The 15440-nt window shown below is 65.0% G+C and carries 13 protein-coding genes, 1 pseudogene and 1 riboswitch (1 of these 15 only partly in view); of the genes and pseudogenes, 8 read left to right on the top strand and 6 right to left on the bottom strand.

Translation table 11 applies throughout. The features are described 5' to 3' along the window. Positions 1-235, bottom strand: a pseudogene (locus AC07PT_RS01690) (isocitrate lyase/PEP mutase family protein); it reaches 673 nt to the left of the window's first position. A gap of 59 nt (positions 236-294) precedes the next feature. Beyond that, positions 295-1278, bottom strand: coding sequence for a tripartite tricarboxylate transporter substrate binding protein (locus tag AC07PT_RS01685; protein ID WP_494655569.1), 984 nt, complete (start codon positions 1276-1278; stop codon positions 295-297). Between the two features lie 165 nt (positions 1279-1443). Here AC07PT_RS01685 and prpR point away from each other — a divergent pair, with 165 nt between their 5' ends. Next, a complete protein-coding gene (gene prpR, locus AC07PT_RS01680; RefSeq protein WP_494655568.1) occupies positions 1444-3324 on the top strand; it encodes a propionate catabolism operon regulatory protein PrpR in 1881 nt (626 codons plus the stop codon). A gap of 67 nt (positions 3325-3391) precedes the next feature. On the opposite strand, the gene AC07PT_RS01675 is transcribed toward prpR, so the two are convergent. Both AC07PT_RS01675 and AC07PT_RS01670 read right to left on the bottom strand, forming a co-directional pair. Continuing rightward, entirely contained in the window at positions 3392-3985 is a 594-nt protein-coding gene (locus AC07PT_RS01675) for a bactofilin family protein (protein WP_492345201.1), read from the bottom strand. A 198-nt stretch (positions 3986-4183) separates the two neighbouring features. After that, complete coding sequence (locus AC07PT_RS01670; protein WP_492345200.1) at positions 4184-4702, bottom strand: hypothetical protein; 519 nt, start codon at positions 4700-4702, stop codon at positions 4184-4186. Between the two features lie 839 nt (positions 4703-5541). Between AC07PT_RS01670 and AC07PT_RS01665 the strand changes: the two genes are divergently transcribed. The 7 genes from AC07PT_RS01665 (at position 5542) to AC07PT_RS01635 (ending at position 11563) form a co-directional block, all read left to right on the top strand. Further along, positions 5542-6732, top strand: coding sequence for an ABC transporter substrate-binding protein (locus AC07PT_RS01665; RefSeq protein WP_019575328.1), 1191 nt, complete (start codon positions 5542-5544; stop codon positions 6730-6732). A 144-nt stretch (positions 6733-6876) separates the two neighbouring features. Continuing rightward, positions 6877-7518, top strand: coding sequence for a LysE family translocator (locus tag AC07PT_RS01660; RefSeq protein ID WP_494655567.1), 642 nt, complete (start codon positions 6877-6879; stop codon positions 7516-7518). A 40-nt stretch (positions 7519-7558) separates the two neighbouring features. Continuing rightward, positions 7559-8422: a branched-chain amino acid ABC transporter permease gene (locus AC07PT_RS01655; RefSeq protein ID WP_492345198.1), complete on the top strand. Its 864-nt coding sequence runs from the start codon at positions 7559-7561 to the stop codon at positions 8420-8422. Between the two features lie 61 nt (positions 8423-8483). Next, a complete protein-coding gene (locus tag AC07PT_RS01650) occupies positions 8484-9497 on the top strand; it encodes a branched-chain amino acid ABC transporter permease (RefSeq protein WP_492345197.1) in 1014 nt (337 codons plus the stop codon). A 26-nt stretch (positions 9498-9523) separates the two neighbouring features. Next, the gene (locus AC07PT_RS01645) at positions 9524-10258 is read left to right on the top strand and encodes an ABC transporter ATP-binding protein (protein ID WP_492345590.1); all 735 of its coding nucleotides are present in this window, start codon (positions 9524-9526) and stop codon (positions 10256-10258) included. Continuing rightward, positions 10255-10977, top strand: a complete 723-nt coding sequence (locus AC07PT_RS01640) for an ABC transporter ATP-binding protein (RefSeq protein WP_494655566.1) — start codon at positions 10255-10257, stop codon at positions 10975-10977. The genes AC07PT_RS01645 and AC07PT_RS01640 overlap by 4 nt, the downstream gene beginning before the upstream one ends. Before the next feature lie 121 nt (positions 10978-11098). Further along, positions 11099-11563, top strand: coding sequence for a hypothetical protein (locus tag AC07PT_RS01635; RefSeq protein ID WP_494655565.1), 465 nt, complete (start codon positions 11099-11101; stop codon positions 11561-11563). A 73-nt stretch (positions 11564-11636) separates the two neighbouring features. Here the strand turns inward: AC07PT_RS01635 and AC07PT_RS01630 are convergent, their stop codons facing one another. Together AC07PT_RS01630 and acuI are read right to left on the bottom strand one after the other, a co-directional pair. Next, positions 11637-14000 (bottom strand): putative Ig domain-containing protein, encoded by a 2364-nt coding sequence (locus tag AC07PT_RS01630; RefSeq protein WP_494655564.1) that lies wholly within the window; start codon positions 13998-14000, stop codon positions 11637-11639. A gap of 129 nt (positions 14001-14129) precedes the next feature. Beyond that, positions 14130-14215, bottom strand: a riboswitch (cyclic di-GMP riboswitch). Positions 14216-14368: 153 nt separating this feature from the next. Beyond that, the gene (acuI, locus tag AC07PT_RS01625; protein ID WP_492345193.1) at positions 14369-15352 is read right to left on the bottom strand and encodes an acrylyl-CoA reductase (NADPH); all 984 of its coding nucleotides are present in this window, start codon (positions 15350-15352) and stop codon (positions 14369-14371) included. Between the last annotated feature and the right edge of the window lie 88 nt (positions 15353-15440).

Raw genomic sequence — 15440 nt, 5'->3', positions numbered from 1 at the left:
CCCCCCCCCCCCCCCCCCCCCCCCCCCCCCCACGCCCCTGCATGTCGCTGTAGGTGGCCAACCCAGCATCCGGCAGGCCCAGGTGGGAGGCCACGGTGCCGAAGCCCGTCATGTACAAGGCCTCGAAGCCGAAGCGGTCGGCCAGGCGCAGTGAGACCATGTCATAGACACCCGGTGCGATCACCAGGCCGGGTTGAGAGAGACGTTGCTTGAGTTGGGCGATCGAGGCGGCCATGGCTTGGGTTCCTAAAGAGTAGAAAAATGAATCAGAGGACGTTGGTGCGATTCAGCCGTTCATTCAGGCTGGATGCCACCGCGCTGAGCCACCTGGGCCCATTTGCCGGTCTCGGCCTGCAGGAAGCGGGCGAACTCCTCAGGCGGCGTGAGCACCACCTGCGCACCTTGCGCCGTGAGCTGCTTTTGCAGCGCAGGGTCGGCCGTGATGCGCCGCAGGTCCGCATTGATCTGCGCGACCAGGGCCGCAGGCAGCCCGGCAGGCCCGAACAGACCATACCAACTCAGGGACTCGACCTGGGCATAGCCCAGTTCGCGGAAGGTCATCGCGTCCGGGAACAGGGGCATGCGCTCCGCTGCGGCCACCCCGATCACACGCAAACTGCCCGACTGAACATGGGGCAGCGCGGTCAGAACGCTGGTCACCCCCATGGGCAGATGCCCGCCAATGATGTCGACCATGATGGGGGCGCCGCCCTTGTAAGGCACCCCTTCGGTCTTCAGTTGGGCCGCTTGCCGCATCAACTCACCAGTCAGCCGGGTCTGCCCTTCCGAATAGCCGACTGCCATGGGTTCCTTGCGGGCGGCCTCGATCAGTTCGCGCAAGTCCTTGTAGGGGGCTTTGGCCGAGACCACGAGCACCATGGGCGAGTCAGCCAGGCGGGTGATGGGGGTGAAGGCACGGGGGGTGTCGTAAGGAAGCGCCTTCATCAGCACCGGATTGATGGCATGCGAGCCCACCACCATCAGCAGGGTCAGGCCATCTGGCGGCTGCTTGGCCACGTGCTGGGACCCGATGACCCCGTTGGCGCCAGAGCGGTTGTCCACCACCACCGAGACACCCCAATGCTCGGACAGCCGCTGGGCCACGATCCGGGCCACGATGTCAGTCCCGCCACCCGGCGAATAAGGGACCACGATGGTTACCAGCTTGGCAGGCCATCGCGGCGTCGGTCCTTGGGCCCGGGCCAGGCCAGACAGGCCGGCACCGGTGGCCAGCAGCAGGTTTCGGCGTCGCAAACCGCGGGGCGTCATGGGTGTCATGGGTGTCTCCTTGTGTGTGTTCCCTGCCCACTGAATGCAGGCCCCGTGCCAACCCGAAGACGATCGCAAGTCCTTGTCACTGCTCGATTTTCTTGTTTTGTCGCGTGCGGCTCATGTTTCATGAAACCTTAAAGCAACAATCATGAAACATCACAAGGAGACGCCATGGCCCTGCCCCGCCTCTGCTTCCTGAGCTACCCTGCCATCCGCCAACTGGCCCAGCCTGTGCTGGCCGAATACCGCCATCGAGCCGAAATCGAAGTGGTCGATGGCAGCTTTGATCGAACGCTGGATCTGGCGCGAGAGCGACTGGCCAGTGGCAGTGTGGACGTGTTTGTGAGTGCCGGCTCGAACGCCAGCCTGCTGCGACGCCACCTGCAGGCACCCGTGGCCACGATCCAGCTGACAGGCTTCGACATCCTGCAGGCACTGATCCAAGCCCGCGCCAGCACCGACCGAGTGGGCATCCTCACCTACGGCCAAACCATCCCGGAGCTGGAATCTGTGAAGACCTTGCTGAACATCGAGGTGCTCCAGCAGGCCTACAGGACACCGGAGGACGCCCGCCAGACGCTGGCCCTGTTCCGGGCCGAAGGCTGTCGGGTGGTGGTGGGATCGAGCCTGGTGCTCGAACTCGCGAACGAGCTGGGACTGACAGGCATCCTTGCCTATTCGCTGGACAGCATCCGGCAAGGCTTCGACAACGCGCTGGACCTGGCCCGGGTACGGCAACTGGAACGCGAACGTTACGCGCAGATTCATGGCGTGCTGCAAAACCTGCAGGATGCCGTGCTCGCGGTCGATCGCGAGGGTCGCCTGATCGCCGCCAACCCAGCCATGCTTCAGGCACTGGGCTGGCAATCCGCTCAGGCGCCCCAAGGGCGCCTGGACGAACTCTGGCCTGAACTGGGCTGGTCCGCCACGGCCCCCTTGCAGGCGCGTCAGAGCGTGCTGAACCTGCGCCAGCGCGACTGGGTCGCCAGTCTGATGCCCTGGGCCGACGGCGGCGAAGTGGTCGGCGCCACACTGACGCTGTACGCCGCCCAGGCCATCCACGAAGCGGACAACCGGCTGCGCATGCGCAAGCGTGAAGAACAAGGCACGGCCCGGCATCGCTTTGAAGACCTGATCGGTACCAGCCCTCCCTGGCTTCACGTGGTGGATGACGCACGCCGCTTCGCCCCCACCGACCTGCCGGTTCTGATCACCGGCGAAACCGGCACCGGCAAAGAGCTGATGGCACAGGCCATGCACAACGCCAGTCCGCGGGCTGCCCGCCCTTTTGTGGCCGTGAACTGTGCCGCCGTGCCCGAAGGGCTGCTGGAGAGCGAACTCTTCGGCCACGAAGACGGGGCCTTCACCGGCGCCCGGCGTGGCGGCCGACGCGGCCTGTTCGAAAGAGCCCACACCGGTACGCTGTTCCTGGACGAGATCGGTGACCTGCCCCTGCCACTGCAGAGCCGCCTGCTGCGGGTTCTGCAGGAGGGCGAGATCCAGCGCCTGGGGGCGACCGGCGCCATTCCCGTGGATGTCCGGGTTTTGGCAGCCACCCACCGCCCCTTGCAAGACTGGGTGACCGAAGGCCGCTTTCGTGCAGACCTGTTCTATCGCCTTGAAGTGCTGCGGCTGGAACTGCCCCCATTGCGCCAACGCAGCGCCGACCTGCCCCAGCTGGCCCATGCCCTGCTTGAGCGCAGCCTGCGCCAGCAGGGCCTGGCCTGGCCAGCTGCCGAGGTGCTGCACAGGGCCACGGCAGCACTGCTCAGCCATCGCTGGCCGGGCAATGTCCGGGAACTGGGCAACCTGATGGACAGAATTGCCGTGGCACTGCGGGGCACTGACAAGCTGGACACCGTGGACTGGGTCAGGCTGGACCGCCTGTGGCCGCCGCTGCCCGCCAGCGACCCGAAGGGTCGCACCGAGCAGGCAAGAAACGCCTTGCTCCACCATCAAGGCCGCCATCAAGACGCCGCACGGGCCTTGGGGGTGAGCCGGGCCACCCTGTGGCGGTGGCTCAAAGACCAAGAGCCACCGCCACAGGGCTGATGCCAGGGCCGGCCCCCAGCCTGTTCGCCCCTGGCAAGCCGCACGCCAGCGCGTGCCCGCGCCGCCTTCAGAGCACGGGGGCCGATTTGGGAACCGCGTCCGTGATCTGAGAGGCCAGGACCACATCGGCTTTTGGGCGGGCCAGGCCAGACGGCGCACCCAATCCGCACTCGATGTCACCACTCAACTGCCCGCCATCTTCAACAATCAGTTTGGCGTAACGGATTTTTCCGCTGACTTGGCCCGTGGCGTGGATGATCAGTTTGCCGCGCACATTGAGGCTGCCCTCAAAACGCCCTTTGATCTCGGCCAGATCGATGTCAGCCGCGCCCCGGAAAGACCCCTGCTCCGAAATCTGCATCAAGCGCGAGTCCATGGTGGCTTCCACCATGCCGTCGACGACCAGCGTGTCGCAATCGGTGATCTCAACGCCCTTGAGTTTGATGTTGGGCCCCACGGTGAGGCGACTGCCGCCTTCGGCAGGGGCGGGTTTGACCGTTGCCTCCACCGGGACAGATTGCGCGACCGGACTGGGAGCCCCCGTCTTGGAGGACTGCGAGGGCGCAAGGCCGGCACCGGGCTGAGCCGATGCACCGGGCTGAACCCGGGAAGCCACGCCATCAGGATCGCGTTTGCCAAAGAAGTTAGGTTGAATCGCCATGGAATCTCCTGAAAGGGATTCATGCTAGGGAGCGTTGACGATACATTCCAACAAATGTGAGCAACAAAAGTAACCAGATACAAAAACAGCGGACGAACCGATAAAGAAACACCGCTGATATTTATCAATCAACCCTTCAATCAACCCTTCAAACGAATCAAGGGGCCATCGAATGATTTGAACTCTGACAAGACACTATCAAAGTGTAAATATCTCAGTATCTATCAGGTACCGAAAAGGCTCTTGCGCCTCCGGATCAGCCGCCCACTGCTTCAAGGCTTCACGGTATATCGCACCAAAATTACGCGCCGCCAATTGAATCAGATCGGAATCAGCCCGCTCAAGGGTCTGAACCACATAAATCATGAGGTGCATCACCATGGTGCGTGGGGCCTCGGGGCGATGAATGCGGATCCGGCTGTTGAGGAAGACCTCAAAACGCAGTCCTGGCTCCTGAAGCAAGCCCATGGCGATGGGCACGAAGGTTTCGAGTTTCACACGCGTATTCCCTGAAAAATCACTCCCTGGCCAGCAAGGCATTCGAGAGAGCTGGCAGGTCTGGAAGCAGATCACGCGGCATTTGTGAATCAGCCAGACACACCATGAACAGGGCGCGATACTAAGGGCAGAGTCGTGAAAAATAAGGTTCAAATGTTTCTCGTTGTTACCTCGAAAACCATTGAATAAGCGCTTTGCAAATATCCGTTGCAGCAGCATCCCGTCACTCCGCCGGTTTTATCACGACGGGCGGGGCCTATGCGGCGATGGCCTGCTGCGCTCAGTTTGGATTTACGCATTGACACATTTGCGTCGCCCCACCGCCGTGACGCTCATGGGTCTCATCGCCGGCATGCGCTTCGGGCATTGCCGCCCGGGTCAGGGGCACTGCGCAGTCCAAGCTCTGCTGGAAAAAAGCGGGCCCAGCGTCTAAGCTCAAACATCGCTGTCACACCCCGCCAACCCGAACCTGCGTCCGACTCCCTGCGCAGGCCCCGCAAGGGGTTGCACCCGGCCCCCTGGCCGGGTTTCTTTTTGGCGCGCCACCGAGGCCCCGCTGGCCAGCGCAGGGGCAGCGGCCTCAGCACGCCTGCATCTGATCATGCGGGTTGACGCTTGCGGTCGCGTTCGTCAAACGGCCAGATGCCCAGGGTTGGGCGCTGGGGCTTGCTCAGAGGGACTTGCATGAGTGATCTCCTGTAAAGACCCCCCTACAACGCGACAGCCTGCCATCGGATGACATCGCCTGATCGCAGCAAAGCACTTCCCCCTCAAACAGACCCTCAACTGGCCGAAGCCGGGCAGGGTTTTCACGGGCAGAAAAAAATCGCTTGAATTCGAATGTCGGCAATATACTGCGTGCACAAGACGTGCAGGCACTTTATTGCATACCAAGCAGATGATCACCCAGCCACAATGCGGAACGCCTTCATCGAAGTCGCGCCAAGCGAGCCACCCGCTGGCACCAAAGCTTGCCGTTCAGCGGGGTGTCGCCCTCGGTCAAGGCCTTGCACTGACAACGCACCCGATGTTTTGAAAATCGACAACTGGAGACACACATGACCTCACGCCGACTGATCCTCAGCCGCAGCGCCGCCCTGGTGGGTGCAGCGTCCAGCGGCCTGTGGCTGCCCGAACTGGCCCGAGCCCAAACCGGCAAGCTGCGTGTGGGTTTCATGCTGCCCTACACCGGCACCTACGCCCAACTGGGCGTGGCCATTGAGAACGGGGTGCGCATGGCCATCAATGAGCAAGGCGGCAAGCTCGGCGGGCGCGAGATCGAATACTTCAAGGTCGACGACGAATCAGAGCCCGCCAAGGGCATCGAAAACGCCAACAAACTGGTCCAGCGAGACAAGGTGGATGTGCTGATTGGCACTGTGCACTCGGGCGTGCAGATGGGCATCCAGAAGGTGGCACGCGACAGCGGGGTGTTGAGCCTGATCCCCAACGCCGGCGTGCATGCAGCGACCCGGGCCCTGTGCGCCCCGAACGTGTTCCGCACCAGCTTCACCAATGCCCAACCCACCCAGGCGCTGGGCGCGGCCATGGTGGCCCGTGGCCACAAGAAGGCCGTCTGGATCACCTGGAAGTACGCCGCTGGCGACGAGGCCTACGAGGGCTTCAAGGAGAGCTACACCAAGGCCGGTGGCACCATCGTCAAAGAATTGGGCCTGCCGTTCCCGAACGTCGAGTTCCAGGCCCTGTTGACCGAAATCGCTGCACTGAAGCCCGATGCGGTGGCCTGCTTCTTTGCCGGAGGTGGGGCCGCCAAGTTCATGCGTGACTATGCGGCAGCCGGTCTGAAGGGAAAGATCCCGCTCTATGGATCGGGCTTTCTGACCGAAGGCGTGATCGAGGCCGCCGGCCCGGCCGCCGACGGCGTGATCACCACCATGCACTACAGCGATTCGCTGGACACGCCGCGCAACAAGCAGTTCCGCCTCGACTATGCCAAGACCTTCAAGATGCAACCGGATGTGTATGCCGTGCAGGGCTACGACACGGGCTTGTTGCTGGTGCAAGGCGCCAATGCCGTCAAAGGGGACCTCAGCGGCAGCAAGCCAGCGCTGTACAAGGCGCTCGAGTCGGCTGTGATCGACAGCCCGCGTGGCAAGTGGACCATGAGCCGGGCCCACAACCCGGTACAGGACATCTACCTGCGGGTGGTTGAAAAAGGCGAGAACAAGGTGCTCGGCGTGGCCGCCAAGGCCCTGGCCGACAGCGGCGCGGGTTGCCGGCTGGGTTGATCGAACGGGGGCGGCCTGCCCACAAGGGCCCAGCATTTGCAAGAATGATGTGACCAGCGCTTCGATTGGAGCGCCGGCCTGTTGTTCGTGCGCCTGGATCCCGTGGCCACGACCTGTGTTTGCCTCACCTGCCCCCTCATCGCCATGACCCTCAGTACCTTTTTGCTTTACCTCGCCGCCGTGGCCCTGCTCGTGCTGTCGCCCGGCCCCACGATGCTCATGTGCATGACCAACTCGCTGCAGTACGGCCCACGCCGCGCCCTGGCCTCGGTGGCGGGCAGTGTGACCGCCGTGCTGGGGGTGATGTTGCTTTCGGCCCTGGGCCTGGGCGCCCTGCTGGCAGCGTCAGAAACCGCCTTCCTGGTTCTCAAAAGCGTCGGTGCCGCGTACCTGATCTGGCTCGGCATCAAAACCTTCCGCAGTCGGGCAACGGTCTTTTCGCCCCAGGCCGCCGACTCGCCGGGCCAGCGTCAGCCCCAGTCCTATGCACGCCTGTACCTGCAGGGCCTGATGGTGGGGGGTAGCAACCCCAAGGCCATCCTGTTCTTCACGGCCTTCTTTCCGCAGTTCATCAACCCGACCGCCACGTTTCTGCCGCAGTTCAGCCTGCTGGCCGGCACCTTCGTGAGCTTTGAATTCACCGTGCTCTCGGCGTGCGCCCTGGGCGTGGCGCGGCTGGCCCCGGCCTTGCGCTCCAGCAGCCGCATGCAGTGGTTCAACCGCATCTCGGGCGGACTGTTCACCCTCATGGGTGGCTTGCTGCTGATGTCGCGTCGCCACACCTGATCCGATCCGACGGCCCACCCACTTCAAACCCCGCCCCGCCATGGACCTTGCCAACCTTCTGATCCAGTTGCTCAACAGCGTGCAGTACGGCCTGCTGCTGTTCATGCTGGCGGCCGGCCTGACGCTGATCTTCGGCATCATGGGCGTGGTCAATCTCGCCCATGGCAGCTTCTACATGCTCGGGGCCTATCTGGCCTGGTGGCTCAGCGCGCAGGTGGGCAGCCTGCCGCTGGCCATCGTGCTCGGGGCCCTGCTGTCGGTGGCTTTGGGCCTGGCGCTTGAATGGCTGCTGTTCCGCCATTTCTACCAGCGCGACCACCTGGATCAGGTGCTGCTGACCTTCGGCCTGATCTACGTGTTCGAAGAGCTGCGTTCGCTGCTGTGGGGCGACGACGTTCACGGCGTGGACATCCCCAAGGCGCTGGACTGGTCGCTGCCACTGACCGACACCCTCTCCTACCCGGCCTACCGCCTGTTCATGTCGGTGGTTTGCCTGCTGCTGGCCCTCGGCCTGTACCTGCTGATCTCGCGCACCCGGCTGGGCATGAAGATCCGGGCCGGCGCCTTCAACCGCGACATGGCCGAATCGCTGGGCATCAACATCCGGCTGATCCATGCCATCGTGTTTGCCCTCGGCGTGGGCCTGGCCGCCGTGGCCGGCATGGTGGCGGCCCCCATTGCGAGCGTCTACCCCAACATGGGTTCACAGGTCCTGATCATGTGCTTTGTGGTGGTCGTCATCGGCGGCATCGGCTCGGTGCGCGGTGCCTTAATCGCGGCATTGCTGGTGGGCCTGGTCGACACCTTTGGCAAGGTGCTGCTGCCCCAGGTCTCGGGCATGTTGGTCTACATGCTGATGGCCGCCGTGTTGTTGTGGAAGCCTGAGGGGCTGTTCAAGCAATGACCCCCGACGCAGCGTTCACGCACACCCCTGCCCTGCCCCCCCTACGCCCGGAGTTCCACTGATGTCTGCCCCCCGCGCCCGTCTCGAGACCCTGCCCCGTGGCCTGCAGGCCGCGCTGGCCCTGGGCCTGCTGGCCCTGCTGAGCTTCCCCTTCGTGGGCAGCGATTTCTACGTGCAGATGGTGGCACGCATGATGATCCTGGCCATCTTCGCCATGAGCCTGGACCTGCTGCAGGGCGTGACCGGCCTGGTCAGCCTGGGGCATGCAGCCTATTTCGGGCTGGCCGGCTATGCCTTGGCCTTCATCACGCCCGCAGGCGAACCCGCCAGCCTGTGGTGGACGCTGCCCGTGGCGGTGGCCGCCTCGGCGCTGGCGGCCCTGGTGATCGGCTTCTTTGTGGTGCGCACCCAGGGCATCTACTTCATCATGGTCACCATGGCCTTTGCGCAGATGGTGTTCTATCTGTTCTTCGACAACAAGCTCCTGGGTGGCTCGGATGGCCTGTACATCAACTTCAAGCCGGATGCGAGCCTGGCGGGCTGGTTGCCCTTCGATCTCGAGAACAAGCTGAGCTTCTACTATTTCACGCTGTTCTTTCTGGTGGCGGTCTATGCCTTTCTTCGGCGCCTGCTCTGGAGCCCGTTCGGCCGGGCTCTGGCAGGCATCCGCATCAATGAACACCGCATGCGTGCCATGGGCTTCGGAACCTTTGGCTACAAGCTGGCGGCATTCACCCTGGCCGGCGCATTGGCCGGTCTGGCCGGCTACCTGTGGGGTGCACAGAGTGGCTACGTGAACCCCGAACTGATGGGCTTTCACATGAGCGCTCACGCCATCATGATGGTCATCCTGGGCGGCATGGGCAATTTTGCCGGGGCCATTGTCGGGGCCTTCACCTTCGAGTTGCTGCTCGACCTGTTCAAGGACCTGCCGGCCGTCGGCGGCTTTGACACCGGCAAGCATTGGCAGCTGTGGATGGGCCTGTTCATCGTCGCGCTGATCGTGTTTGCGCCCCGGGGACTGCTGGGCCTCACCCAGCGCGCAGGCAAAGCCCCCTCTGGAGAGCAAGCGTGAACGCCACACAGACCCCCGAAGTGCTGATGAGTGCGCGCGGCCTGACCCGCCGCTTCGGTGGCCTGGCCGCCGTCAACCAGGTCGAACTCGATCTGTGGCGCAACTGCATCCATGCCGTGATCGGCCCCAATGGTGCCGGCAAATCGACCCTGACCAACCTGCTTTCGGGCGACCTGCCCCCCAGTGAGGGCCGCATCACCCTGGGCGGACAAGACGTCACAGGCTGGTCGGCCGAACGCATCTCGCGCCAGGGCCTGGGCCGCAGCTACCAGAAGACCAACATCTTTGCCCCCTTGAGCGTGTGGGACAACATCCGGTTGGCAGCCCAGTCGCGCAGCCCGCAGGCCTGGCGTTGGCTCCAGCGGGCCGACAGCATCCGTGCGATCAACGAACGCGCCGAGCGCGCCCTGGAGTTGGCCGGTCTGCAGGCCCGCCGCCAGGCCGTCGCGGGCGCAGCCAGTCATGGCGAACAGCGCCAGCTTGAGATCGCCATGACCCTGGCCACCGAACCGCAGGTGCTGTTGCTGGATGAACCCCTGGCCGGCATGGGCGTGGCCGAGGCCGAAAGGGTGGTCGAGTTGCTGCTGCGGCTCAAGCCCGGCCATGCCATGATGCTGGTCGAGCACGACATGGACGCCGTCTTCACGCTGGCCGATCGCCTGACCGTGATGGTCAACGGCCAGCGCATCGCCAGCGGCAGTCCCGCCGAGGTGCGTGCCGACCCGCTGGTGCAGTCCGCCTACCTCGGAGCCGACGAATGAGACCCACCCCCGAACTGCTGATCCAGGCCCAGGGCCTCAACACCTTCTACGGTGCCAGCCACATCCTGCGTGACCTCAGCTTCTCGGTGGCACGCGGTGAAACCATCGGGCTGATGGGACGCAACGGCATGGGCAAGAGCACCCTGCTGAAAAGCATCATGGGCCTGGTCAAGCCCCGCTCGGGCCTGGTGAACATCACGGGCCGCGCCATGACCGGGCGCTCGCCCTACGAGGTGTCACGCCTGGGCATCGCCTACGTGCCCGAAGGACGCGGCATCTTCGGCAACCTCAGCGTGCGCGAGAACCTGCAGATGGCCGCCCGCGCCGGCACCCGGGGCCAGCGCGACTGGACCTACGAGCGCGTGCTGGAGACCTTTCCACGCCTGACCGAGCGACTGAACCACGGTGGCCAGCAACTGTCCGGGGGCGAACAGCAGATGCTGACCATCGGCCGCGCGCTCATGACCAACCCCGATGTCTTGATCCTCGACGAGGCCACCGAGGGCTTGGCGCCCCTGATCGCACGCGAGATCTGGCGCATCTGCGGCCTGATTCGCGAAAGCGGCATCAGCAGCGTGATCGTCGACAAGAACTGGAAGCACGTCACCCAGATCAGCAACCGCAACGTGATCCTGGTCAAAGGCCAGGTGGCCTTCGAAGGCAGCTCCGAGGAACTGCGCGCCAACCCGGCCTTGCTGGACCAGTACCTGGGCGTTTGAGACGCGCTTCACAGACCAGCACAAGTTGATACAGATCGGGTGTCAACGCCCCGCCTGCGCCACTCATTGAGCGTGCAAGCCCGCAGATCCCTCATCCTTCCCGCGGGCCTGAAAGCCCGCCATGCCTTTGCGCCCAAGTCGCCCCTTGCCAGGGGCCCTGCTCATCACCGGACTGAGCCTTGTTTTGTTGGCCCCTCTGGCCCAGGCCCAGAGCGAGGGCCAAAACTTCGCCTATCGCCGCGGTTACGACCAGGGCTATGCCGATGGCCTGGCCGCCGCTCGCCAGGCCCCCTGGCAGCCGGGCGCGAACCCAGGCTGGCCGGGTTCCTTGGGCGCCAGCCCGGCCCCCATCACCTTGCACGAGGCCCGCTATGGCACGGCCGAGCGTGCCTGTGATGCCCGTGCCGGCATTGCCCGGACGCTGGCCGAGCAGCCCATGCCGGTGCTCGCGGTGAACAACGGCTTGTGCGGCGACCCCGCGCCGAACCAACGCAAGTTCCTGATCGTGCGCTACAGCTGCCCGGGCCAGGGCCCGGTGCGCCAAAGCGCCTGGGAGGGCCAAGCCATGGCCTTGAACTGTCCTTGACGGTCTGCCAGCACAAAAAAAACGGCGCCAGGGCATTCCCTGGCGCCGCTCCGTGGAGACGAAAGCGAGTTGCTTACTTGATGGTCACCGGCATTTGAACCTGAACCTTGCGGCCCGCCGAGTCTGTGACCACGATGGTCAGCGAGTAGCTACCAACCGTCGGGCTGGGCCAGTTGGCCGTCACGGTCAGGCCCGTCATCGAGAACGACATGCCCAGCGGTGCGCCAGAGATCGACACCGACACCCAGCTCACACCCGAATCCGTGATCGTGATCGTGCCGCTGACCGCCTTGCCTGCCGTACCCGAGATGGCGGGTGCATTGACCGACAAACCGCTGCTGGTCGAGGTGGCGGCTGCAATCTTGACCGTGTACACGGCTTGTCCGGTCAGGCCGGTCTTGCTGTCCTTGGCGATGGCGGTCACGCTGTAGCTGCCGAGCACCGGGCTGGTCCAGCTCACCACGCCGGTGCTGGCGTTGATGCTCATGCCGGTGGGGGCACCGCTCAGGCTGTAGCTCAGGGCATTGGCGCCGGTGGCGTTCACGGTGAACGACAAGGCGGTGCCTGGCGTGCCATTGACGGTGGCGGCGGTCACGGTGGGGGCCACCGGCGCGGTCACGGTCACGGTGTAGACACCCTGGCCGCTGAGGCCGGTCTTGCTGTCCTTGACCACCACCGTCACAGCGTAGGTGCCCGCCACCGGGGTGGCCCAGCTGACCACACCCGCGGTAGAGATCGCCATGCCGCTCGGTGCGCCGGTCAGGCTGTAGGTCACGGCATTGGGAGCGCTGGCCGACACGGTGAACGACAGGGCCGTTCCCACCTGGCCTGTGATGCTGGCCGAAGCCACCACCGGCGGGTTGGTCACGGTGGCACCGCTCAACACACTCAGCAGGTTGCTGCCGTTGGGCGTGCCCAGGCCGGTGGGGGTGTCAAAACCGGTGTGCGCGCTGCAGGTGGCGCAGGTGCCGTTGTTGCCCGACACCACATCCAGAAACGCACCGGCATAGCTGCTGGCATTCACCGAGATCTGCCCATACAGCACCGAGTGCGGTGCGCCCAGCAGAGCCTTGGCGGTCTGGACACGCATCGCGTTGGCCACCGCCATCAGGGCCGCCCATTGCGGGGTGGACATGCTGGTGCCGCCTGCGCTGACCCATTGGGCGGTGGTGCTGCCGGCAGGGATCACCGCCACGTACTGGCCGGTGTTGGGGTTGGCATTCATGGCCACATCTGACACGGTGCGACGCGCCACCGTGCCCATGCCGGGCACCGCGCTGGTCTGGTAGCTGGGCGTGGCGGTGTATGCACTGGTGCCACCACCCGAGCCGCTCCACACCACTTCGCTGCGGCTGCCCGTGCCGCTGTAGGTCAGGGAGGTACCGCCGACGGCCAGCACCTTGGGCGACACGGCCGGCCAGCTCACGCCGGCACCCGAGTCACCGGCGGCCGCCAGGTAGGTCATGTTGGCCGTGCCGAAATAGCTGTCGGCCGAAGCGGTCCAGTTGCCTTCGTTGGCGCCAAAACTCATCGACACCACGCCCGGGCCCATCTTGTTGGCCAAGCCCACGGCGGCCAGCAGGCTGTTCACGCCGGAGTCCGGGGCTTCGATCAGCACCAGGCGGGCCAGAGGCGCGATCGCGTGGGCCCATTGAACGTCCAGCGAGATCTCGGTCGACCAGCCCGAATCGTAGGCAGGTGCGGTGCCCGTCATGGCGCCACTGGTGTTGCTGTACACCACCGACAGCTCGCAGGCCGAGGCCGACGGGGCGGCCAGCGGCAGCGCGGCGGTGGTGGCAATGGCCTTGGTGGTGCAAGTGGGCAGGCCGAACTTGCTGTTGAAGGTGGCCAACTCGGCCGCCACGTTCGGGTTGTGCATGGCGTCGACGATGTAGATCGTCTGGCCGGCACCCAACTGAGCAGCCTGGGCAGCCGTCAGGCTGGCACCCGCCGCCGGAGTAGCCGGCAAGCCGTACGCAGCCCGAATCTGCGCCGGTGAATAGGTGACCACGGCGGTCCCGGCCTTCGCGGTCGAGTCATCGGACTGGACATTGGCAGGAACCCCCAGGGCCTTGGCCTGGATCATCGCTTCGGGCGTCAGGCGACGGCTGCTCAGGCCGGCCAATTCGGCAGGCACCAGTTGCACGCGGGGAGCCATTTGGGCCGATGCGCCCGAGCCAGAGGCATCCACGTCGTCAGGCGCCTGAAGTTGCACCGGTGCGAGGTGAAACGTGGGCAGGGCGGTCTGCGTGGCTGCCGACTCCGGCAAGGTGTCCACCGCGGCCGACAGCGTGGTGGTGGCGCTGACCGAGGGGCTGGCAGCCGTGCCGGCATCGCCGCCGCCGCAGGCCGCCAGCAGCAAGGTCATCGCGCTCAAGGCCAGGCCGCAGGCGGCTGGCGCAGAACGCAAGGAATGGAATTGAATCAAGGAGGCCATGGCACTCTCCGGTCAGTTGGACGGGAGGCACAGCCATCAAAAGAAGGGAAGCCAGGACACCGAGCGGGTGGGTTGCCGGCTTCTGGGACCTGGGGATCCAGGTGGGCTTCGCAGAAGAAGCCACAGGGGCTTGGCAACCCCGCTGTCATACCCCTGAGGGCTTAGACCGGTGGCTTTGCGACCCCGCCTTTCGGACGGGTGTGCCTTTTACATGCCGCCATCTTAAGTTCATTTATGTTTCATATCAACACAATTCGTAACACAGCCGATAAGAAGTGACGAACGGAAAAGAACTCAAAAAACCAGCCAGTTCCCGCCATCCGCCCAAGCCGACATGGCCAATGTTGCCTGTCAGAGGGTGCCGGGCCTCACGCCGTCACGCGCACCACCACGCGGCCGCGCACCTGGCCTGCCAACAGATCGGCCGCCACCGAGGGGGCCTGGGCCAGTGGGATTTCACGGGTGAACGCCTCCAGCAAGGTGGGGTCCAGGTCGCGGGCCAGGCGCGCCCAGGCCTGCTGGCGCAACGGCAGCGGAGCCATCACGCTGTCAATGCCGTACAGCGTCACCCCGCGCAGGATGAAAGGCGCCACCGTGGCCGGAAAGTCCATGCCCCCAGCCAGTCCGCAGGCCGCCACCGCGCCGCCATATCGGGTGCAGGCGCAGGCATTGGCCAGGGTGTGGCTGCCCACGGCATCCACCACCCCGGCCCAGCGCTCCTTGCCCAGTGCTTTGCCGGGCGCGGCCAGTTCGGCCCGGTCAATCACCTCGGCGGCGCCGATCGATTTCAGGTGTTCAGCCTCTTGCGGCCGACCGGTCGAGGCCACGGCGCGGTAGCCCAGTCGCGCCAGCAGGGCCAGGGCCACGCTGCCCACACCGCCATTGGCCCCCGTGACCAGGATGTCGCCGTCACCAGGTTGAATGCCGTGGCGCTCCAAAGCCATCACGCACAGCATGGCGGTGTAGCCCGCGGTGCCGATCGCCATGGCCTGGCGGGCACTGAAGGCCTCGGGCAGGCGCACCAGCCAATCGCCCTTGACCCGGGCCACCCCGGCCAGGCCGCCCCAATGGGTTTCGCCCACGCCCCAGCCATTGAGCAGCACCGGGTCGCCCACCTTCCAGTGGGCATGGCTGCTGGCCGTCACGGTGCCCGCGAAATCAATGCCCGGCACCATGGGAAAGCGCCGCACCACGGGCGACTGGCCGGTGATGGCCAGGCCATCCTTGTAATTGAGTGTGGACCAGGCCACCTGGACCGTCACGTCACCCTCGGGCAACTGTGCCTCGTCGATGGACTGCAACTGGGCGCGGTAACCGGCGTCGTCCTTGGTGATCAAAATGCCTTCGAACATGGGGTCTCCTGATTGGGTACAAGCGGCGTGGATCATGCCCCAGCTCGAACAGACCTATCAAGCACCCGGGATCCCCCTGGGGGTCAGT

The organism is Curvibacter sp. GW821-FHT09D12 (assembly GCF_059416245.1).
This window is presented reverse-complemented; position numbering and strand designations above follow the sequence as displayed.